Source organism: Tepidibacter mesophilus (assembly GCF_002724055.1).
In the GTDB taxonomy this organism is placed as follows: Bacteria; Bacillota; Clostridia; order Peptostreptococcales; family Peptostreptococcaceae; genus Tepidibacter_A; species Tepidibacter_A mesophilus.
Genome location: NZ_BDQY01000014.1, coordinates 1 through 21,334, shown reverse-complemented (window position 1 = coordinate 21,334; position 21,334 = coordinate 1). Strand labels below are relative to the sequence as shown.

The window sequence follows — 21,334 nt, the reverse complement described above, 5'->3', positions numbered from 1 at the left end:
TGCTATTTGTATATAGTTTGTATATCTTTTAACTAGATGCTATATTCTTCTTATTTTGTTACTTCTAAATCACCCGTTTCAGCTGCTGCTTTAAGTTCAACTTTCCCATCTGTTCCCATATAAAATTCCTCAGTAGTATCTTCTTGAGCCACAGGAACGCTTCCTTTTAAATAATCATCAACTAAGTTAGTCATTTGCGTTGCAGTTGTAGGATAATGACCTTTTTCAGCTTCGTACACTTCAACTGCATTCTGTATTATTTTTATATTAGCCACATCTGCTTGTTGTTTAGCTTTTGTGTTAAACCCTGTAAATTTTGGTACCATTATAGCGGCTAAAATACCTAATATGGCAATTACAACTATTAATTCAACTAATGTAAAACCTTTTTTATTCTTTAATCTTTTTTTAATCGCTTTTATCATAATTTCACCTCCTTTCAAAACCTCGTATAACATTACACATTTCCTCATGCCACCAACAAGTCTTACGACTCTATTGCCTTAAATACTTGATACTTTTGTTACCTTGCCAATAATATACTTAAATTTAAAATATTGTAATCATCCTAAATATAAAGCAAAAGCCAAATACTTAAACAATATAATTGCTCAATACTTGGCGGTCGGTTGCACCACTCACTCCACATCCTCCAGGTGCCCAAATACAGAAGACGCTTCACAGTTTCCAATATATACAGTCTTAAAGTTAACTTTAAAACAAGTTTTTTCGTTAAAATTTCTTAATCAAATTACTTTTACTAATAAAGTTAAAAATCCACATTAAAATCCTATCAAAGAAACTAAGAATTATTCATTTTTTGAACGACTTTTAAATAGTTATTTACCCTTATATGTTTAATTAAAATGACTATTTAACCCAAGAGAAAAAAATGAATAATTTTAGTTTCACGCTTAAAATGCTATGTAAATTTTACATATCTATCGTATTCATCATATCAAACATTGGTAACATCATAGCCACAACTATAAATCCAACTATACCACCCATAACAATAATCATAATCGGCTCAATCAATGTTGTTATCTGCCCCAATGCCGTTTCTAATTCTTCATCATAAAAATCAGCTGTTTTCTCTAGTATCTCATCAAGAGAACCTGATTCTTCTCCTATCTTTATCATAGAAGTAACCATTGGTGGAAATACCCCTATCTTTTCAAGAGGACTCGCAAGGTCTATACCTTTTCTAACCTCTTCTTTAGCTTCAATTATTCCTTTTTCTACGATTATATTACCTACAATCTTTGCTACAATTTCAAGTGCTTGTATTAGAGGTACTCCACTTGATAGTAATGTAGATAATGTTCTTGTAAATCTTGATGTTATTATTTTTTGTGTTACTCCCTTAACTATAGGTATTCTAAAATTTATAATTCCTATTAGTATCTTTCCTCTTTCACTTTTTGCATATTTTATTATAGCATAAATTGCGACAAAAAGTGTTAATAAATGTATATACCAGTAATTTTTAATAGTATTACTTATAGCAAGAAGTATTCTAGTTGGAAGAGGTAGTTCAACCCCACTACTTTCAAACATACCTACAAAGGTAGGCATAACAAATGTTAATAAAAATGTTACTACAACAACTGCTACGATACTTAATATTATAGGATATGCCATAGCACCCTTTATTTTATTATTAATTTTATTTTCCTTTTCATAGTGAAAAGACATTCTCTCCATTATTACATCTAAGTTACCACTTACTTCTCCTGCTTCTACCATATTAATAAGTAATTCTGGAAATACATGTTTTTGTTTTTTAAGACCTTCTGAGAATGTAAGTCCTTTTTGAACATCATCATGAACATCTCCAATAACTTTTGAAAATTTCTTATTCTCAGTTTGAAGCCTTAAAATCTCCAAACAGTTTATTATTGTAATACCTGCATTTAATAATGTATAAAACTGTCTACAAAAAATTGCTATATCTTTAGTTTTTATTTTTCTCAAAGAATCTCCTATTTTTATCTCTTTACTTCCTTTATCTTCTTCTACTTTCATAGGATAATAATTGTTCTGTCTTAACATTGTCAGAACTTCTTCCTTTGAATTAGCTGTATACTTTCCTTCAACCTTCTTACCCGATTTATCTATAGCACTATACTTATAATTGGGCAATATATTCACCCCCTATATATATCTAATAACCATATCCTTATCTATTGCATAAGTTAGTAATGATTCCTTCGATATAATACCTTTTAAATATAAGTTCGTTAAATCATTATCCATAGTCTGCATTCCAAATTTAGTCCCTGTTTGTATAGATGTTTGTATTTGATGTGTTTTGCCTTCTCTTATAAGGTTCCTTATTGCTGTAGTTGCTACCATTACCTCAAGGGCTGCAACTCTCCCACTTCCATCTTCTTTTTGGATCAATTGTTGAGATACTACCCCTTCAAGAACCGCAGATAACTGTACTAATATTTGATCCTGTTGATGTGATGGAAAAACATCTATTATTCTATCTATAGTTTTAGCAGCACCTATAGTATGAAGTGTTGAAAATACTAAGTGTCCTGTTTCTGCTGCTGTTAGAGCTATTGATATTGTTTCCAAATCTCTCATTTCTCCAACTAATATAACATCAGGATCCTGTCTTAAAGATGCTCTTAAAGCATCTGAAAAAGACTTTGAATCAGTCCCTATCTCTCTTTGATTAACTATACTTTTATCGTGTCTGTGAAGATATTCTATGGGATCCTCTAATGTCAATATGTGAGCGCTTCTGTTTTTATTTATGTAATCAATAATTGATGCGAGTGTTGTTGACTTCCCACTTCCTGTAGGGCCTGTTACAAGAACAAGACCTCTTTGTTTTTTAGCTAATTCCTTTATAACTGGTGGAAGTCCTAGTTTTTCAATGCTTGGTATTTCTAAAGCTACAGATCTTATAGCCATACAATACGTTCCTCTTTGTTTAAATATATTTACTCTGAATCTTCCTAATTTATGATAAGAAACTGATGTATCCAATTCCCCTTTTTCCTCTAATTTCTCAAACTTTTCATCATCTAGTATTTGCTTTACTAAATTCAAATTATCATCTGGTAATAATATATCTTCTCCGTATTTACTAAGTTCTCCATTTATCCTCATAACAGGTTGAAATCCAACTGTTATATGAAGGTCTGATGCGCCTAATTCTATTGTTTTTTGAAGTAAATCATACATATTCATTTCTATCACCTAATTATTATTATTGTATGCAACTGTCATAAATTCCTCAAAACTAGTTATTCCGTTTAATACAAGTTCTTTACAATTATCTCTAAGGTTAACCATACCCTCATCCATTGCTACTTTTCTTAATTTATCTATACCTTCTTTATTGTCTATTGATTCTCTTATATTTTTACTCATATTCATTATTTCATGAATTGAAGTTCTTCCTTTATACCCAGTATTATAGCATTGAGCACATCCTTCGCCTTTATAAATCTTAGTGTCTTCTTCTATATTAAGTATTTCTTTTTCTTTATCACTAGGGGTATATGCTTTTTTGCAGTTGGTACATATTTTTCTAACAAGCCTTTGAGCTATAGATCCAACTACAGATGCTGATATAAGGTACGGCTGTATTCCCATATCTATAAGTCTAGTTATTGTAGATGGAGCATCATTAGTATGCATAGTACTTATAACAAGATGTCCTGTTATAGCTGCCCTTGCTGCAATTTGGGCTGTTTCTGTATCTCTTATTTCTCCTATCATTACAATATCTGGGTCCTGTCTAAGTATTGATCTAAGTCCATTTGCAAAAGTTAAACCAGCTTTATTATTTACTTGAACTTGATTTATACCATGAAGTTTGTATTCTACAGGATCTTCTACTGTAATTATATTTTTATTTATTTGATTTAATTCTTTTAATATTGTATATAATGTAGTAGTTTTACCACTACCTGTAGGACCAGTAATTAATATAATTCCATTAGGATTTTCAATTAATTTATAGAATCTATCTAAATTACCATCAGTAAATCCTAACTGACTCTTTGAAAGTAGGAATGAGCTTCTGTCCAAAAGTCTTATAACTATTTTCTCTCCAAATACAGTAGGAAGTACCGATATACGAAGATCAACTTCTTTCCCATCTATATTTATCTCTATTCTACCATCTTGTGGAACTCTTTTTTCTGCAATATCCATTTTCCCCATTATTTTAATTCTTGTAACTATTGCTGAATGTGTAGTTTTTGAAGAGTTCATAATTTCTTGAAGCTGTCCATCTACCCTAAATCTTATTCGTACATTTTCCTCGAAAGGTTCAATATGTATATCACTTGCTTTTGCTTTTATCGATTGCTTTATTATAGAATTTACAAGCCTAACAACAGGAGCATTATTTATATCATTTAATATTGCTTCATCTAAATCATTTATATTTTCTACCTCATATTGTTTTTTAAAATCTTCTATTGCCTTTTCAGCTACTTCTTTTCCATAACACCTATCTATTGCATTTAATACATCCTGTTGCGAACATATACAAGGATCCACGTCCATATTTGTAGCTATTTTGACATCATCTATTGCAAATATATTAAGAGGATCCACCATAGCTACCATAAGTTTACCTCTTTGTTTTCTTATTGGAATTAACTCATATCTTCTTGCTAAGCTTTCCGATATCAGTAATGGAACCTCTTCATCTATTACGAAGTTTTCAAGATTAATATGTGGTATTCCCAATTGAAACTCTAGTATTTCTATTATATCTTGTTCTGTTATAATGTTATTGTCTATAAGTATTTGTCCTAATTTTTTCTTAGAATTTTTTTGTTCTTTTAAAGCATTATTTAATTGTTCTTGAGTTATTTTTCCTGTTGATGTTAGAATTTCTCCTAATTTAATTTTCTTATATTCCATATTAAAAGCCCCTTGCTATTTAGTCGATATTCGTAAATTTTAGATTTTTTTCTCTTAACATTCCCCCAATGGGCAACATTTTATATGACTTAATATTTATATCTAGTCCATAGCTTTTCATATACTCTATGACTTCATTCTCGCTGTTTATATGCTTATTTAAAATATCAGGATTTCCTATTATTTTTATTTCATACGGCTGGACTATAGGAGTAAAATTTACGTTTATATGACTTCCCGCCAAAGCAATAGCACTATATTGGCTAACTCTTTGACCATTTATAGATATGGCTTCTCCCCCATGTCTTTTTATTTGATTTGTTAATCTTACAAAAAAATTATTTCTTTCCATTAACTCGCCTAGATTTACATCTTCTTTTGTATCTATTTTTATTATCATGCCTGGACCTTGTACATCCTTGTATCCTAAATTCATTTTCAAATTGTTTATATTTTCTTTCATACTTTTAACTAATGGATCATCTATTTTATTTTCTTCTAATATTTCAAGTTGATTATTCAAGTAATCTTTCTTAGTTGTTAACTTTCTATTTTCTTGTTTAACTCTATTCACTTGATCTATTATCTGTTTATCAAAAAAAGAAAGATCTTCAACTGTATTGTAGTTACTTTTAAATTGAATACCTACTCCTACTCCTAAAACTAAAGAAAGTATCAATATATGTACATAGGATTTTTTCATAGTCTTAACTCCTCAAATTTAATTTACTATTTATTATTATAATACATCAAATTCTTTTTAATTTATACAAAAACTTAACAAAAATTCACATATTATAATTTCCTTATATAAAAATAATTTCCTTATATATATAAAAAACTTGTGAGTATATTTTTATACTCACAAGCTTTTTTATTAATTTAATTTAAATTGTTTCGTTACTTCCTCAAGTTCTATCGCCATACTTGACAATTCTTCAGCAGATTTTGTTATTTCATTTATTGTAGCTGATTGCTCTTGGCTAGAAGCTGCTACCTCTTCTGTATTAGCAACAGAATCCATTGCTATACCTTCTATTTCTTTAGCAAATTTCATAACCTCTTGAGATTTTTTAGTTGAATTTGCTATATTTTCACTAGTTATAAGTAGCTTTTCCTTTGTTAAATCAAATCCATTTAATATATGCTCTAGATAGTCTGAAACCTCAGTTACTATAGCTTCTCCTTTTTGTGTTTCTTCAGACCCTTGATTTATTGCCACACTAGCTTTTTGAGCATTCTGTTGAGTAGCTACTATTAAATCTCTTATCTTATCCGATGACCTCATAGATTCCTCAGCAAGTTTTCTTATTTCATCTGCAACAACAGCAAATCCTCTTCCGCTCTCCCCAGCTCTAGCAGCTTCAATAGCTGCATTTAAAGCTAATAAATTAGTTTGATCTGCTATGTTATTTATAACTTGTAGTATATCCCCTATTTGTTTTGATGCATCATCCAAATCAGCCATAACATCAGATGTATATCCAACACTTTCTTTTATAACATCCATCTGAGTTATCATATCTTTCATCTTTTCCCTACCTTGAAGAGCTAATTTACTTGTTTCATTAGCATTGTCAACCACATCTATAATCTCATTTTTTATATAATCCATTGAACTTCCAACCTCTTGTATATTATTCAATACATTATTAGTGGCAAAAGATTGCTTTTCTGAACCTTCGGCTATATCTTGGGTTGATAAAGCTATCTGTTCTGAAACCATAGCTGCCTGCTGAGTTGAAGCTAATAATTCTTGAGAGAAAGATGATACACTAAGCGTTACATCTTGAATTTTATTAGTTATTCCACTTAAATTATCTATCATATTATTAAACCCTTCAGTTAACACACCAATTTCATCATTAGATTTTATATCTATTTTTTCAGTTAAATCTCCATCTGATACTTTCTTAGATACTTGAACTACCTTTTGAATAGGATTTATCATTTTTCCAATAGTAAATATTATTATAAATGAACTTAATATAAATGTTACTATAGCTGTAATTATTGATCTAATCATAGTATCTCTAATAGCCTTATTTACATTTTTCATAGATATACCTATATCAACTGCACCTATATGCTCTCCATTATTATATACAGGCATTAATACGTCATATGTAGGTATTTTGTCTTTATACATAAATTCCGATGTATATTCTTTTCCTTCTTGAGCAGCCTGTATGCTACCTTTATCAGATAACTGCTTTCCTATTCTATCTTTTTCACTATGAGCTACAGCCTTTAAGTTCTTATCTATAAAAAGTGCATAAACTATATTATCTTGTTCTGTAAATTTATCTATTACAGTTTGTACCTTCATAGAACTTTGTATTTTTTCTATATCATTAGCCATAATACCAACTTGAACTATTCCTCCATTTGGCAAGCTTGTAGCTCCATATTTATAATAATTATCCGAAACCTCACTTTTTCTTATATCTTCTATAACTTTATCTTGTACCCCATCAAGTAAAGGTTTAACCGCATGAGTATCAGGATACTTATATCCTATGTTTTCAATTAAATTAGAGTATATTATAACTCCATCGGTATTGGTTACATCAATTTCAGAAACTCCTGTATTCTCAGCTACTTTCATCAAATATTCATTTGAAATACCATTTTTATCTCCAATGATATAAGCTACTGATATTATTGTATTTCCCAACATTGAATCTATCTGGTCTATTGCATTACTATTGCGTTCTAATTGAGATGCTATTTCCTTAACTAATCCTAACCCATCTTCTTTTAACTGATTTTTCATAGATTTATCTATTGTTTCAATAGATAAATAAGTACTTATAGTTAATATGGACATTATAACGAGTAACATAATTGCTGTTATTTTTGTTTTAATTGAATTCAACTTGAAATTAAATTTGATTTTCATGCAACCTCCTCCAATTTTATCGATTTTATTTATAATTATAACATATTTCTTCATTATATTGCTTTTTCTTTTTATGCTTGTAGTATATTTTGTCAAAATATTTAAAATTAATTCTAAAGTACCAAAAATAAAGAACTCTTTCAAGACTTACGTCCCAAAAGAGCACTCTATTTTAAACTTTAAATTGTTCAACCATAAGTTCAAGTTCTCTAGTCATACAAGAAAGTTCTTGTACAGATGATGATATTTCTTGTATACTTGCTGATTGTTGCTCACTGGATGCGGCAACTTCTTCTGTGCTAGCAACCGAATCCATAGCTACAGCCTCTATCTCATGTGTTGCATTCTCTATATTTTTAACCCTTTCATTTGATAGGCTAATACTTTCATTTGTCTTATATAGTTTTTGCTTTGTTATTTCAAATCCATTCAATATATCTTTTAGATACTCTCCTACTTGAGTTACTATAAATTCTCCCTTATTTGTTTCTTCTAAGCCTTGATGTATAACTTCCATGGCTCTTTTAGTATTTTCTTGATTTGATAATATTAAAGTTTGTATCTTACTTGCTGATTTAGTTGACTCATCTGCAAGTTTTCTTATCTCATCTGAAACTACCGCAAATCCTCTACCACTTTCTCCAGCTCTTGCTGCCTCTATAGCTGCATTTAAAGCCAATAAATTGGTTTGCTCTGCTATGTTATTTATAACATGCAATATATCCTCAATTTCCTTTGAGGCCTCCTCAAGATCATTCATTACATTATATGTATATCCTACATTATCCTTTATCGTGTTCATTTGATTTACCATATCAACCATTTTTTCTCTTCCTTGAATAGCTAACTCACTTGTATTATTAGCATTATCCACAACAATATTAACCTCATTTTTTATATTATTCATATCAATTACAACATCTTTTATATTATTCAATACATTTTCAGTAGATTGAGACTGCTTTTCTGAACCAGCCGATATATCTTGAGTAGATATAGCTATTTGTTCTGATACAACCGCTGCCTGCTCAGTTGATAGAAGAAGCTCCTGAGAAAAATCTGTTATATCAGACGTAGTTTCTTTTATTTTCGTCGTCATAGTTCTTAAATTATTAGTCATCTTATTGAAACTAGATGCTAACATTCCTATTTCATTACCATTATTTATATTTATAACCTTAGTTAAATCTCCATCAGATACCTCATTAGATACTTTTATAACTTCATTTAATGGTTTTAACATTCTATTTAATAATAAAATTATTATTGCTGAACTAAATACAAAGGCAATAAAAGCTACTATAACAGTGTTCATAACCATCTGTTGCTTGACATTATCTAAGTTTTTCATAGATATACCTATATCAACAGCCCCTATATGCTTACCTTTATTATAAAGAGGAACCAACACATCATATACCCAAAGATTTGGTTTGTACTCATATTCCCATGCATATTCATTTCCGTTTTTTGCAGCCTCTTTACTACCTTTATCATCGCATTTTTTACCTATACTTGTTTTATCACTATGAGCTATAGCAGTTAAATTTTTATCTATTATAGTTATATATTCTATACCTTCTTGCTTTGCTATTTTCTCTATTATCTTCTGATTAGATACAGAGTCTTTTATATATGCTATATCATTAGCTAATATGCCTATTTGAATCACATTCCCATTTTCAAGCTTTATAGCTGAATACTTATAATAATCATTTGAAACAGAACTCTTTCTTATTTTTTCTACAATCTGATTTTCACTTCCATTAATGATCCTAGAAACAGCGTGTTCTTTTGGGTATATAAAACCTAAATTTTCATCTAAATTAGAATATATTATTTCACCATCTTGATTTGCTAAGTTTATTTCAGAAACATCACTACTTTTAGTTAACTCCGCTAAATATTCATTAGATATTACTTCACTTTTAGCAATTATATTACAAATAGACATCATATTATTTTCCAATAATTTATCTATACTATCTATAGTTTCATTATTATTTTCTATTTGTAGTATTATCTCTTTGGCAAGCTGAGTACCATCTTGTTTTAATTGCTCTTTAATTGCTATCTGTGTAGCTCTTATAGACACAGAACTTAATATCATTATTACTATAAGTAGTATCACTAATAAAGCACTTGTAAATTTAAATTTTATAGAATTATGTTTAATTTTCAATAAAATCCCCCCTCAATCCTCATCTTAATATGTATATATTAACATTTTTAGATTAATATGTCATTATATAGTAGTTGTCTTATTGTATTTCTATAAAAAAAATACGCCCTTTAGCAAAAGGCGTATACTACTTCTATATCTTATATATATTTATGTCCTTACCAAAGTTATCTATTATTTCATTAAATTCCGATACACTCTTAGTAAGATTTTTTATTTCTTCTGTATATGTTGTTACACTAGAACTAACTTCTTGAGATGAAGCTGAGTTTTCTTCTGCTATTGCTGCTAATGATTCCATATTTTCAAAAATTGATGATATAGATTCCGTTTCTTTTTGAAGATATTCAGATGTTTTTATCATTTTTTTAGCTACATCCTTTATTGTATTATTAGCAATACTACTCTCTGATACAGCTATATTTAATTTATGATTTTCTTCTTCAAGCACCTCAAACTCAGTTCCAACATCTAATACAAGCTTCTCTACTTCTCCAATAAACATGGACAAATTAGAATTTATATTATTAACTGCATCTTGTGATTGCTCTGCAAGTTTTCTTACTTCTTCAGCTACAACTGCAAATCCCTTTCCCATTTCTCCAGCCCTTGCGGCTTCTATTGAAGCATTAAGTGCCAATAAATTAGTCTGATATGCGATTGATGCAACTATAGATACAATGTCCGTTATATTCTCTGCTTTCTTTTGAAGGTTAACACTATTTTCCTTAACCGTTTCGAAACTTTTTAATATATCATTCAATTTGTCAGTAGTTGATTTAACATGACTATAACCTTGCTCTATTTTCTCAACAGAATTCTCTAATTCTTCTTTATTTTCATTCTCCATCTCAGATATATTTTTTATACCCATTATATTATCATTTAATAAGCTAACTGCATTTTCAGTCTCTTCCGCTTGAGTTATAGCTGCCGTTGCAACCTGTTCAACTATTCCCGATATTTCTTCAGAAGTATAGTCCATCTTATTAGCTATAGAAGTAAGTGTTTTACTAAAAGTATTCATTTCATCAGTAACACCCTTAAATCCTACGAAATCTTTTCTTATTATATCTTTATAATCATTTAATATATAGTAGATATCTTCATACATATCATTTGATACGATTTTTCCACCCTCTGTATAGTTATGAGCCTTAATATTTTCAAATTCATCTAATATAAATTGCATAGGTTTATTCATTATTTTAGATGATACTACAAAACTTAAAAATGCTATAAAAGGATATATATACATTCCTATATTTTTCAAGAATATATTAACTGGTAAACTGAATAATATAAATATTATAAGAGACATTATAGAAGTTTTTATGTGTATATCTTTTATAAGTCCAAAAGACATCAATTTATTTATTTTATATGTCTTCTTAAAATATATATCTTTTTCGAATAATATCTTAATTTTAAGCTCCGATGAACTTCTTTCAATTTCTTCTACTTGTATTTTTTCATTATAATGCTTTGCTGCTCCTTCAAGCATTCCTAAGAAATAGTCAAACATACCCCTCTTTGATCTGTACACAAACATAGCTTCATTCTTTGATATAGGAGTCAAATCAAGTCCTGGTGGTTTAGATCCAGGAATTCTCTTTACAACTATTTTGTGTACATCATTCATAGACTTCAGAAACTGGTATAATGTTTCATGTCTAAAAAAAGCAGGATAGTCATTAGTAAAAGTAGCTACATTGTCTATACCTATACTCTTCCATATACTTTTTTCATCTAAATTAACAGCTTTTGCTATATTCTTAACTATATTGAATATAATAGAATCTTCAACATCCTCAATAGGTGAAAAAGTCCTCGAACTACTAACGTTACAATCTTGCATAGCTTTATCTACTATATCGTCATTATACATTTTTCTGCATGTCTTAAGCCAAGTTGATACAACTGTACCCTTCATACAAAGTCCCTCCATTTACTCTGAATCGTTTATATAATCTTCAAGCTCTTTTACTCTTTTCTCAAGTAAAACTACTCTTACTAACAATTCATCTTTATTTTCTTCTCTATTTTTTAAAAATTTTATTGAATAATACCCAACAACAACAGGAATAATCATTATTATCAATAATATAACTATATTTATACCGCTAAACAATAATGCCATACCATTTTTTCTCCTATTCAAACTTTATTTTGAATATAATTTTATCATTTTTTTATTAAGTTGTATATGTTATCGTAATTTTATTGAAACTCATTATATTTTTATGCAATTATATGTAATTTTTTAATTTTTTGAAATATAATATATAATATAAGAATTCAAATACATAATTTTATTATTTTAAAAGGGGGTTTTATTATGAAACAAGCCTATCTTAAAACTGAAATGTCCCAACATGAAATGATTTTAAATCAAATGGGGGGGCAAGTGAAGATAATAAAGGGTATAATGTGTTATGTCAAATTCAATGTAAAAGAAATTGCGGTAGAATACGTATACCATATAAACAATTTAAATAAGTATTTCCTCCAAAGAATTGATCCTTACCCTATGGATATGGGGACATACGCAAATAAAGATGAAATATTAAATGTCATAAAGCACGATATAAAACAGTTTGAAAATGCATCAAACTCAACAGTTTTTGAAGAATTTATAAATATAAATAAAAGATTTGCCAATGCTAAAAGACATTTTGAAGATTTGTATCTTTACTACAATATCCCCCACGATATGTTCCAAAAATTAAATGACAGTTTAGATGAAATAGAGGATAATATTAAAAGTTATAAGGCTAGAAGTAAAAGAATTTATTTTGAAAAAGATCCAGATACTATATAAAATAATAAAAGACCTCCAATTAATTGGAGGTCTTTTATTATTTAAATTCAAGTATTCTATCTTTTATCTCGCACTTCAATTTCTCTACTTTGTCAAAATTCATATTAGGTATATAATATTTTTCCATTACGTCATGCTCTTGTTTAGCTCTTCTTATATTATCTATTCCGCCTTTTATTAATTTTTCTATTAATGTATTGTCGTATTCTATTTCTTCTTTGTACTTATCTAATATATCATTATTTATGCAATTATTTAAATCTACTAGCTTATAATTTTTTTCTTTAAACATACTACTTACAGTAAGACCTATATTTATATCTTTAATCCATATGGTTTCGATTTTGTCTTTAATTAAAGGAGTATGATAAACTTCTACATCAAGTCCTTTGAGTATTGCATTTTTGTATACTTTTCCCAGTAGTGTAGATTTCCCAGTTCCCATATCACCTTTTATATAATATACATCAGTTGCATCATTAAATATTGTATCCGTATACTCTACAACTCCATTAGGACTTATAGCAGTTCCAAATAAATGTCTCTCATATCCTGCTTTTCCTTTGAACTCTACATTTCCTAATATCTCATCAATTAAATCTAGAGTTATAGAGTTTACCTTTCCAAAATCCATGGCTTCTTTATACTTAACTACTACATCTTTAACTATACTCTCAGCTGCTTTTAAGAATTTGTATGCTCTTGTGAATAATCGTCCAACTTCTTTGTTAGATTTTAGTATATCTTCTCTATTTTGCTTCATTTTTGCAAAATCCCAGTACTCTCCTAAGTTTATTATTTCATCTACTGCACCAGGATTTTTAGGGTCTACTATGTGAGGAGCAGTTGCATCTTCTATATAATGGCAAAGTTTTAATATCGTATTTTTGCTTTAAACATAATAATATGTACCCTCTAATATACATCAACGTAAGTAAGAAGACAATCTAGACTAAATATAATTAATTTTAATAGCTACATTATTGCCACATATACATGTTATTATTTTAAAATATTACATATATACTATAGTAAGCTTTCTTTTAGGATACTAACCTAAATTTCATCCTAAGCATATTCATTAACATTGTTACAAACTAGAGTTCATCTCAATATCTAAAGATTTTTTGTTTTCATATGTTTGCATAATAAATAAACACATTGAACCTGAAATATTAATAGCTAATTCAGCATGCCTTGCAGAAGGTCTGTAATTCTTTTTTCCCTTACCATGAGCATCTCCATAAGAATTTCTTAAACTACCTAAACCTGAAACTACACCTGAACAACTTCCTAAAATTTGTTTAAATATTTGTTCTTGATGTTGATGTGGGCTTAAACTTAAGTTGTCAGCTACTAATTTATATAGTTCTGGAAGATCAGCTTTATTTCCATAGTTAATATTTAATTCATCTAATATGTGTTTAAATACCGTTTCCATAAGCGTTTTTGCTATTGTTATTGCCCCTTCAAGATTAACAAATTTTCTTTCAAGCGATTTATTCCATGTATCTATAACATATTGTGAATTTAGTTTTTTAAGTTCATCAGAAACACTATTAATCATTGGTATATCAAAGTTTGCTTCATAATATTACATCAAATTGCTAAATTCATCCCATATATATTTCCTTCTTTCAGCATAAGTATAAAATTTACATTTGATAAACTGCCAACATTGTCTTAAATCTCTACACTTTCTTACCCAAGAAGGTACAAGTTTACTGGCTTCAGGCTTATTCAAAAAATATGCTCTTAATCTTAAAATTTTGTAATGTTCATCATTTGCTGGCCCATCATTTGTAGCTGCATTATTTAAAATCATTTGCAAGTACTCAGCTTTTTCAAAATCAGTCTTATAGTCTTCAATCTTTGGTTCTAAGTTTAAATCATTATCATTTAAATTAAATATATTATCCATAATCTTCACCTCTATTTCTATATTTCAAATTGACCTAATCCTTTATATTCCAAATCATCAAAGTTTTAAGAAACTCTTCTTATTCTTTTTCAGTAAACTCCTTTAAAATAACTGAATTATAAAATCCAAGTATTGCTTCATTTCCACACATAGTCCAATAACGTTTATATTTAATATGAAACGTTATCCAAAGTATAATATCTAAACCTATGATAATTGAAGAGTACTTAGCAATCATTAAATTTGGTGCTAACTTATTACCTATTAATATCATATAGAAAGTATGACATATAAAAATAAATGAAACTGACCTATAGAAATTATATTTTGCAAGAAACTGTCTTGTATTTGTTTTAATATTTAGTCTTTCTGATACAATTTTTCCTGATTTATAAAAAGGATACCACTCTCTATTTTCAAAAAAGTAAGATATTCCATACTCTTCCTTCAATCTTATTTTTGTATCTTTATACATATTTTCAAATTTATAATCATAACTAGGTGCATCAAAGGTTATAATCTTTAATAAATTATCAACAAAAAATCTTACTATAGACCACTTTCTCATATAAATGCGTTTTTCGTTTGAATTTTTTGGTGTTTCATTGTAACTTGTTTTCAGAGTTCTATATTTTTTAATATTTTCAAGTATAGCATCTAAACCATCTATTATAGTGTTGTCTACAATAGATTTACCTAGTTGATAATACATATTTGAAGCTACTTTAATTACATGTCCAAGTATATAACATATTATGAATAATACTAAAAATATTAGTAATGGATCAAATTTCATGGAATTAAGTTCTTTTATGTAAAATAATAACTTTTTAAAAGTGGGATTCACTTGTTCGATAGGCAAAATTGAGAAAGGATATACTATAAAAATTGCAATAGTAATTAACCCCGGAACAAAAATACCCATAATATCAAATAAAAATTCATCCAATCTATGTAACATTAGTTGCTCTCCTTTTCATTTTATATGATGTTTTGGACTCAAAACATTATTGAGTTTTAGTAAGACTTAGATTTATAAGCATACATACCTTAACTTTTTTAGAGCCTTCAACCTGATTAACCCAAATCACACTCAAATTCTTTATTATAATATTTAAAATCTAGTTATTATATTTCATAATCTTCAAATCCCCACCCGTCTTCCATTTCCATTTCTCTCAAGAATCCATTCAGGTCTTTATTTAATTCCATTAATTCATTTAGAATATCTTTCAATTTTTCAAAATTTTCTTTAGAAGAATCATCAATAAATATATTGTAATTCTTCTTGTAATGTTGAACTCCATTTTCCTTTTCCCTGAGCAACTCTTGCATTTCTTCTTGCATTTTGTGCTGTACTTATAATAGTATGAGGTAATCCTTTACCTGTTTCTATTGTTACTGTTGGTGCTAAACTTGGGTCATAACCATATTTAGTCAAATTCTCTTTTGCCCACTGCTGTTGTAATCCATGATGCGACTGTAATCTTCCACCATTTGGTCCAAGTCCCTTTGGTATAGGTACAGAACCTTTATGAGTTTTATTAAATAATACATAATTTTTTTCTACAAGATTACTCGTCCACTTTATTCTGACACTACCACGCTCATCTTTAAGAATTTCTTTAGCCGTCTCAACAACTGCATGACCATTTTTATATGCTTTTTTTACATTTTTAAATTGTTGGTACTCTATGACTGGTGCTACATAATCTAGTTGTTTCGCCGCCTCGTGGAAATCTTTCATTCCATAATCATCACGTGCAGTAAGATTAAGTGCCTTTCCTGTTTGATAATCATAATAAGAATAAGGTTGATTATTATCTTTCAGATTATCTTTTTTACATTTCGAGTGTCCTGTAGGGTCAATATAATTTACTGGATTATTTGCTACATATGAGTATAGATTTAGTCCATCTCCTCTATATGTATCTTCTTGTGTAAACCTTCCTACAGTAGGGTCATAATATCCTTAATTAAGTAATAACTTTTTTGCTGAAATTTAGAGATATGATTGATTTTTCATACCTCCTATATCCACATTGTACCATTTTACCTATGCACTGGAAAGGACAGGATGAATGTATTCAGTTTTATTCTTCATCATTCCGTAGATGATGTTTACAAGCCTTCTCATTACACAAAGCATAGCTTGACTTGCTGTCTTACCTTCTGTCATTTTCTTTTCGTAGTATTCGTAGAAGATGCCATTTACTGGCTTGTCCTTATTTCTTCCTTTATTTATCTGTCTTGCTGCTAGTCTTTTAAATAGTTCGTAGAGTTTCCTGTTTCCTTGCTTATTTCTAAATGACCTGTCTCTATCTCCTGATGAGAATTTTACTGGTGCAATTCCTGCGTACTTTGCTAGCTTAGCTGAACTTGCAAACCTTCCTATATCTCCTATTTCTGCAACTAATGATGCAGCAGTTACTATATCTACACCTATCATTGTTTCAAGCTTGTATCCTAGCCTATCCATTATGTTCTTTATCTCTTTTTCAATCTTTTTTAATTCCTCATTATTATGCCTTAGCTCCTTTACGAAGGTTTGTATCATGAAGTCTCTACTTTCTTGAAACTTACTTGTAGTATCTCCATCCTTCTCTACGAGGTCAAGAATTGCTCTAGATTTCTTTTCTGAGAAGAACCCACTACTGTGTTCATGTAGAAACGCACCTAATTCTTCTACTGAGACTCCATTTAGTTTAGATGGAGAAGGGTATTTCTCCCAAAATGCTAATGCAGATTTACAATCAAAGACGTAGAAGAATTTTCTGTAGCTTGGGTAATGATGTACCAAGTGCGTGTGTAGCTGATTCTTCAATGCAGTTGAAGCCTTTACTACTGCATCTCTTCTTCCTACAAGCATACCTAATGTCCAATATATATCCTGTGGGTCTGCATTTGGAAGCTCATCAAGTCTATTCAGTAATACCCTAGCTATGCAAAGTGCGTCATAACTATCAGTCTTATGTGTTATGGCTTGATTTTTTCTCTCTGAACTACTAAGAGATGCATCTACCTTCTTAACTTTCTTTTTCTTTCCTAAAAGATATACAGCAAGTGGTCTTCCTGCTGCTCCAGTGTCTTCTAGCCCAAAGATTGGTGTTATTCCCTTTTTTGTATGTTTCTTTGCTTCCTTTAGAAGTTCATCGTATGATGATGGCTTATTCTCAAAGGTTATTTCTCCAAGTTTTTCTCCAAAGCAATTAATAATTACTGCTGTATGGGTTCTTTTATGTGTATCTACTCCAACGTAAACATGTTTCATCTTAGGATGCATTATGATTCCTCCTTGATTTTTAATTTTCAAAGGTCATCCTTACATGTAAGAAGAATGCCAGCATCCTTAATAACAGCATAAAGCACTAATTATCCTATGCTCCGCATCGATAGTTGAGCTTATCCATTCTTCTGCAAGGTAAAAGTTCTTACATCTAGTACCAATACATTTAGTAGTACATGTAAAACCTTTTATACCTTTCATTTAGTTCCCCTTTTGAATTAATAATAGCACTTGCTCTTAAGTGTTAGTATTGCGACCCACAGAGATATTAACAGCCAATTTATTTTCTCCTAAGAGGAACATCTGAAAGATATCCACTTTCAAAAATATAATATATGTTTATTAACTTGGTTATTTCGTTTTATTAGATTTTCTCAATTATTGAAAATAGTTACTAATTGAACTCAACTGAGTCTATTTGGACACATTTAGGGCTTATCTTGGACATGTTCAATCATGTGAATGTATTGATTTTACTAATCTTGGGCGTATGGGCGTATCTGCACTCACTTTCATTTTCTTTTTTAGTAGATTTAGTTACATCTTTTTTAGGATTGAAATTATCCTTAGATGTGCCCATTTGCCCAATTCCTGTGTTTTCATGGGATTTTATTATTTGTATTTGCCCAAAATATGACCTAGCTATGCCCTAGTAGTCACAAAATAAGTGGTTTCTATTTGTCTTTTTTACCTTTTTCACTGTGTACTCACCTACTACTCTAATACCTGTATGGTATCTTAGAGAATTTGATTTACCAAATTTACACTTGTATCCTTTTGATTTTGCTATTGCTTTGAACTTTCTCCAGAATCTCTGGTTACTAATTCCTGCGTATCCACTATGACCATTTTTTTCTGCCCACTTCTTGAATGTATTATAGATGGTTTTATTATCTTCGCGATGTTCAGAGTCTTCTTCTTTTTCTATGCAATCATCAAAGAAGGATATCATTGGATTTTGTTCTACTTCGTATTCCTTTATTGTAGTATCCATATTTTTACACGAACTAAATTTGAAATCATTATCTCTTAGTCTTTTCAATCCTTCTATTGCCCACATAAAAATGCCTGACAGTTCCTCTTGTAGCTTCTTTTTCAAGTCTCTATCACGATTTTCTTCACTAAAATGTGCAGTGAAGTTAAGAATTACTAATCTTCTATAGTACCCTGTACTTTTATCTTTTGTTGATGGCAAATTATTCATTGACATTATTAGCTTTGCTGTTGGCTTGAAGCTAAATACTGGTTTACCCTTTTGCTCCGCATTTATCATATCTTCTCCAACTATAGCTTTGAAATATTGAGTATTGAAAGCTTTTCCATTAGTTTCATTTTCGTTACTGATGTTTGCTGTTTTATTGTATAAACATACTCTTGAGAATCCTTTGTTTAATTCATTCAATGGAATATGAGAAATATTATCATCACCTATTAATGTACTTAATATTTCTGTGAATACTCCTTTACCATTTCCCCCTGAACCATATAGAATTAATGACTTTTGTGCCTTTGTTTCTGTTGTTACAGCATATCCATACCATTCTTGTGCTACTGCTATTCTCTCTTCATCACCTTCAAATACTTCACCCATAAACTTGAGAAATCTTGGACACTTTGCATCTGGTATGTAACTTACAGGTATTTGTATAGTACTTAAATAACTTGGGTCATGAGGAAGAAACTTCAATGTATTTAGGTCAAATACTCCATTTTCCATATTAATAATATTCTTATATAGATTCATTTCCCCAGAGTAAAATACCTCACGCTTTAGTGCTGTCATATACTCATTTTCTCTTTTACTACTCCATACTCCGTATCTAGCTTCTTGTAGAATATCTCTCCATTTCACTATCTTCTTTTTTCACCCAGATACCATTTTCGTAGATGTAGAAAAATCCATCTTTAGCGTATAAAATGTTTACTCTGTTCTTGATGTAGTCAGCAAAAAAATTAGCATTGAAGCCTAAGATTTTACCCGTACTTTCTTTAATGCTGAATCCACGTTTTGTTAGTTCTTCTGTTTCGTCATAATTACTAGATTCACTCAACTATCTTACCTGCCTTTCAAAAAAAATTAAGGTAGGATTCCTGTAGGTTGCCTTTTTTATTCTTAGGTTGTGACAGAGCCTTTGAATTGAGGAATCCTACTGGTTATTATTAGTGAAAGAGTAGCTTAGCACTGCCCTTTTACTAATTATTATACTTTGGTTATTCCTTTAGTTCAAAAGCTCTCAGCCTTGATTCTAGGCGATTTTGAGCCATTTTTTATTTTTCAAGAACTTATGGACATCTATGGCTAAAACAGTTTCCAGATTTTTAAGCATAGGACATCCAAGCCCAATTTTTATCCATTTGCCCATTCCAATTATTTACATCTAATTTCATCGTAGTTTTTCTTGTTTTTTATTCGTTTTTCTTTCCTCAAGAAAATATTTTTACCAAATCACCTTATTATCAATTTCCATTTTTGTATTTTACTTATAGTTACTAGGAAGATGGCTCCAAAGTTCTGAAAAGTCTAATCCACTTTCACCTGCTATTTGACTTACTGCTCCTGTTGCAAAAATTCCCTGTAGTATTAGTAGAATGATACGTGCTATTAGTACTGCAATTTCCATTATTCATTCCCCTTTCTTTTTTAGTCTTCTAGGTATTCACTAACCCATTTTTCAAACCCTTTCCCTAATTGTCCTACTTTACTGTAGACAACAATTCCGTAGGAATTACTACACACAATGACTATTTTGTAGTATGATGCTTCTTCTAGTTCTATGATGTTTACAAACTCTGGAAAGGCAGAAAAAAGACCTCCATGTTCCTTAGGGTAGCCTATCTCCTCAAGGTCATGGGGGTCGTCTGTATCTTCCAATATTATAATTGAGCCATGTTCTTCTAAATTGAATGTATCCAACTCATTTGTTCCTGTAAAACTTTGAGTTAGTTCTTTGAAATATTCTTCTAGCTCCTCTCCAAGAAATTTATCTATCTGTTTCTCTCTCCTTATTCTGTGAATATCTTTCATTGTATTAATTATTATCATTTTCTTTCTCCTTCCTTTACAGCAGACTTACTGCCTTGATTTTTTCTTCCTTACTAGAATTTATGTAAAACTTAGCTGTAGTTTCTATGTTACTGTGTCCAGCTAATTTACTTACTGTAGTTAATGGAACACCTTTCCTTATTAGTCTTGTACCTATAATAGTGCAGTTTTATTTGAAATTTTTTACAGTTATATAACCAAAGGGATTCCTATGCAATTTTCAGAGTATCAAAAATTTTATTGATAGGTTCACCTTTTATTGCTGCATTGTAAATACTAA

21 protein-coding genes, 1 pseudogene and 1 riboswitch are annotated in these 21,334 nt (G+C 29.7%); of the genes and pseudogenes, 1 reads left to right on the top strand and 21 read right to left on the bottom strand.

What is annotated here, in order from left to right:
- Nucleotides 1-50: 50 nt before the first annotated feature.
- From Tmeso_RS09750 to Tmeso_RS09710, 9 genes are all read right to left on the bottom strand, one after another.
- Nucleotides 51-425, bottom strand: a complete 375-nt coding sequence (locus Tmeso_RS09750; RefSeq protein WP_099190664.1) for a type II secretion system protein — start codon at nt 423-425, stop codon at nt 51-53.
- 189 nt (nt 426-614) lie between these two features.
- Nucleotides 615-698, bottom strand: a riboswitch (cyclic di-GMP riboswitch).
- A gap of 235 nt (nt 699-933) precedes the next feature.
- Nucleotides 934-2,154 carry a type II secretion system F family protein gene (locus tag Tmeso_RS09745; RefSeq protein WP_334293201.1) on the bottom strand — a complete coding sequence of 407 codons (1,221 nt, stop codon included), beginning with the start codon at nt 2,152-2,154 and terminating at the stop codon, nt 934-936.
- Nucleotides 2,155-2,157: 3 nt separating this feature from the next.
- On the bottom strand, nt 2,158-3,207 hold the full coding sequence (locus Tmeso_RS09740; RefSeq protein ID WP_099190660.1) for a type IV pilus twitching motility protein PilT: 1,050 nt from the start codon (nt 3,205-3,207) through the stop codon (nt 2,158-2,160).
- A gap of 9 nt (nt 3,208-3,216) precedes the next feature.
- Nucleotides 3,217-4,899 (bottom strand): GspE/PulE family protein, encoded by a 1,683-nt coding sequence (locus Tmeso_RS09735; protein WP_099190658.1) that lies wholly within the window; start codon nt 4,897-4,899, stop codon nt 3,217-3,219.
- Nucleotides 4,900-4,918: 19 nt separating this feature from the next.
- A complete protein-coding gene (locus Tmeso_RS09730) occupies nt 4,919-5,602 on the bottom strand; it encodes a DUF881 domain-containing protein (RefSeq protein WP_099190656.1) in 684 nt (227 codons plus the stop codon).
- A 174-nt stretch (nt 5,603-5,776) separates the two neighbouring features.
- Nucleotides 5,777-7,801 (bottom strand): methyl-accepting chemotaxis protein, encoded by a 2,025-nt coding sequence (locus Tmeso_RS09725; protein WP_187296300.1) that lies wholly within the window; start codon nt 7,799-7,801, stop codon nt 5,777-5,779.
- A 172-nt stretch (nt 7,802-7,973) separates the two neighbouring features.
- Nucleotides 7,974-9,983, bottom strand: a complete 2,010-nt coding sequence (locus Tmeso_RS09720; protein ID WP_099190652.1) for a methyl-accepting chemotaxis protein — start codon at nt 9,981-9,983, stop codon at nt 7,974-7,976.
- Nucleotides 9,984-10,116: 133 nt separating this feature from the next.
- Nucleotides 10,117-11,916, bottom strand: coding sequence for a heme NO-binding domain-containing protein (locus Tmeso_RS09715; RefSeq protein WP_099190650.1), 1,800 nt, complete (start codon nt 11,914-11,916; stop codon nt 10,117-10,119).
- 15 nt (nt 11,917-11,931) lie between these two features.
- Entirely contained in the window at nt 11,932-12,123 is a 192-nt protein-coding gene (locus tag Tmeso_RS09710) for a hypothetical protein (protein WP_099190648.1), read from the bottom strand.
- A 198-nt stretch (nt 12,124-12,321) separates the two neighbouring features.
- Between Tmeso_RS09710 and Tmeso_RS16440 the strand changes: the two genes are divergently transcribed.
- On the top strand, nt 12,322-12,804 hold the full coding sequence (locus Tmeso_RS16440; RefSeq protein ID WP_099190646.1) for a hypothetical protein: 483 nt from the start codon (nt 12,322-12,324) through the stop codon (nt 12,802-12,804).
- A gap of 37 nt (nt 12,805-12,841) precedes the next feature.
- On the opposite strand, the gene Tmeso_RS09700 is transcribed toward Tmeso_RS16440, so the two are convergent.
- From Tmeso_RS09700 to Tmeso_RS17180, 12 genes and pseudogenes are all read right to left on the bottom strand, one after another.
- Nucleotides 12,842-13,567: an ATP-binding protein gene (locus Tmeso_RS09700; RefSeq protein ID WP_242967907.1), complete on the bottom strand. Its 726-nt coding sequence runs from the start codon at nt 13,565-13,567 to the stop codon at nt 12,842-12,844.
- A gap of 327 nt (nt 13,568-13,894) precedes the next feature.
- On the bottom strand, nt 13,895-14,371 hold the full coding sequence (locus Tmeso_RS16725; protein ID WP_207653848.1) for an abortive infection family protein: 477 nt from the start codon (nt 14,369-14,371) through the stop codon (nt 13,895-13,897).
- Nucleotides 14,372-14,398: 27 nt separating this feature from the next.
- The gene (locus Tmeso_RS16720) at nt 14,399-14,725 is read right to left on the bottom strand and encodes a hypothetical protein (RefSeq protein ID WP_207653847.1); all 327 of its coding nucleotides are present in this window, start codon (nt 14,723-14,725) and stop codon (nt 14,399-14,401) included.
- A 79-nt stretch (nt 14,726-14,804) separates the two neighbouring features.
- Nucleotides 14,805-15,686, bottom strand: coding sequence for a hypothetical protein (locus tag Tmeso_RS09690; RefSeq protein WP_099190642.1), 882 nt, complete (start codon nt 15,684-15,686; stop codon nt 14,805-14,807).
- Between the two features lie 303 nt (nt 15,687-15,989).
- Nucleotides 15,990-16,472 carry a hypothetical protein gene (locus tag Tmeso_RS09685; RefSeq protein ID WP_207653846.1) on the bottom strand — a complete coding sequence of 161 codons (483 nt, stop codon included), beginning with the start codon at nt 16,470-16,472 and terminating at the stop codon, nt 15,990-15,992.
- Nucleotides 16,473-16,589: 117 nt separating this feature from the next.
- Nucleotides 16,590-16,682 (bottom strand): annotated as a pseudogene (locus Tmeso_RS17185) (RHS repeat-associated core domain-containing protein); the annotation flags it as partial.
- Between the two features lie 99 nt (nt 16,683-16,781).
- Entirely contained in the window at nt 16,782-18,008 is a 1,227-nt protein-coding gene (locus Tmeso_RS09675) for an IS110 family RNA-guided transposase (RefSeq protein ID WP_099190640.1), read from the bottom strand.
- Nucleotides 18,009-18,660: 652 nt separating this feature from the next.
- Nucleotides 18,661-19,863, bottom strand: coding sequence for a DNA primase family protein (locus tag Tmeso_RS09670; RefSeq protein WP_099190638.1), 1,203 nt, complete (start codon nt 19,861-19,863; stop codon nt 18,661-18,663).
- Nucleotides 19,832-20,062 (bottom strand): hypothetical protein, encoded by a 231-nt coding sequence (locus tag Tmeso_RS09665; protein WP_099190636.1) that lies wholly within the window; start codon nt 20,060-20,062, stop codon nt 19,832-19,834. Before Tmeso_RS09665 ends, Tmeso_RS09670 begins: the two co-directional genes overlap by 32 nt.
- A gap of 426 nt (nt 20,063-20,488) precedes the next feature.
- Nucleotides 20,489-20,632 (bottom strand): hypothetical protein, encoded by a 144-nt coding sequence (locus tag Tmeso_RS16435; protein WP_187296299.1) that lies wholly within the window; start codon nt 20,630-20,632, stop codon nt 20,489-20,491.
- Between the two features lie 20 nt (nt 20,633-20,652).
- Nucleotides 20,653-21,054 (bottom strand): hypothetical protein, encoded by a 402-nt coding sequence (locus Tmeso_RS09660; RefSeq protein ID WP_099190634.1) that lies wholly within the window; start codon nt 21,052-21,054, stop codon nt 20,653-20,655.
- Between the two features lie 16 nt (nt 21,055-21,070).
- On the bottom strand, nt 21,071-21,211 hold the full coding sequence (locus Tmeso_RS17180; protein WP_278281438.1) for a tyrosine-type recombinase/integrase: 141 nt from the start codon (nt 21,209-21,211) through the stop codon (nt 21,071-21,073).
- Between the last annotated feature and the right edge of the window lie 123 nt (nt 21,212-21,334).

Coding starts and splice junctions, on each gene's coding strand:
- Tmeso_RS09750 (WP_099190664.1), bottom strand. CDS start 425: ATGATAAAAGCGATTAAAAAAAGATTAAAGAATAAAAAAGGTTTTACA.
- Tmeso_RS09740 (WP_099190660.1), bottom strand. CDS start 3,207: ATGAATATGTATGATTTACTTCAAAAAACAATAGAATTAGGCGCATCA.
- Tmeso_RS09735 (WP_099190658.1), bottom strand. CDS start 4,899: ATGGAATATAAGAAAATTAAATTAGGAGAAATTCTAACATCAACAGGA.
- Tmeso_RS09730 (WP_099190656.1), bottom strand. CDS start 5,602: ATGAAAAAATCCTATGTACATATATTGATACTTTCTTTAGTTTTAGGA.
- Tmeso_RS09725 (WP_187296300.1), bottom strand. CDS start 7,801: ATGAAAATCAAATTTAATTTCAAGTTGAATTCAATTAAAACAAAAATA.
- Tmeso_RS09715 (WP_099190650.1), bottom strand. CDS start 11,916: ATGAAGGGTACAGTTGTATCAACTTGGCTTAAGACATGCAGAAAAATG.
- Tmeso_RS09710 (WP_099190648.1), bottom strand. CDS start 12,123: ATGGCATTATTGTTTAGCGGTATAAATATAGTTATATTATTGATAATA.
- Tmeso_RS16440 (WP_099190646.1), top strand. CDS start 12,322: ATGAAACAAGCCTATCTTAAAACTGAAATGTCCCAACATGAAATGATT.
- Tmeso_RS09700 (WP_242967907.1), bottom strand. CDS start 13,567: ATGAAGCAAAATAGAGAAGATATACTAAAATCTAACAAAGAAGTTGGA.
- Tmeso_RS16725 (WP_207653848.1), bottom strand. CDS start 14,371: ATGATTAATAGTGTTTCTGATGAACTTAAAAAACTAAATTCACAATAT.
- Tmeso_RS16720 (WP_207653847.1), bottom strand. CDS start 14,725: ATGGATAATATATTTAATTTAAATGATAATGATTTAAACTTAGAACCA.
- Tmeso_RS09690 (WP_099190642.1), bottom strand. CDS start 15,686: ATGTTACATAGATTGGATGAATTTTTATTTGATATTATGGGTATTTTT.
- Tmeso_RS09685 (WP_207653846.1), bottom strand. CDS start 16,472: ATGAAAGATTTCCACGAGGCGGCGAAACAACTAGATTATGTAGCACCA.
- Tmeso_RS09675 (WP_099190640.1), bottom strand. CDS start 18,008: ATGCATCCTAAGATGAAACATGTTTACGTTGGAGTAGATACACATAAA.
- Tmeso_RS16435 (WP_187296299.1), bottom strand. CDS start 20,632: ATGGAAATTGCAGTACTAATAGCACGTATCATTCTACTAATACTACAG.
- Tmeso_RS09660 (WP_099190634.1), bottom strand. CDS start 21,054: ATGATAATAATTAATACAATGAAAGATATTCACAGAATAAGGAGAGAG.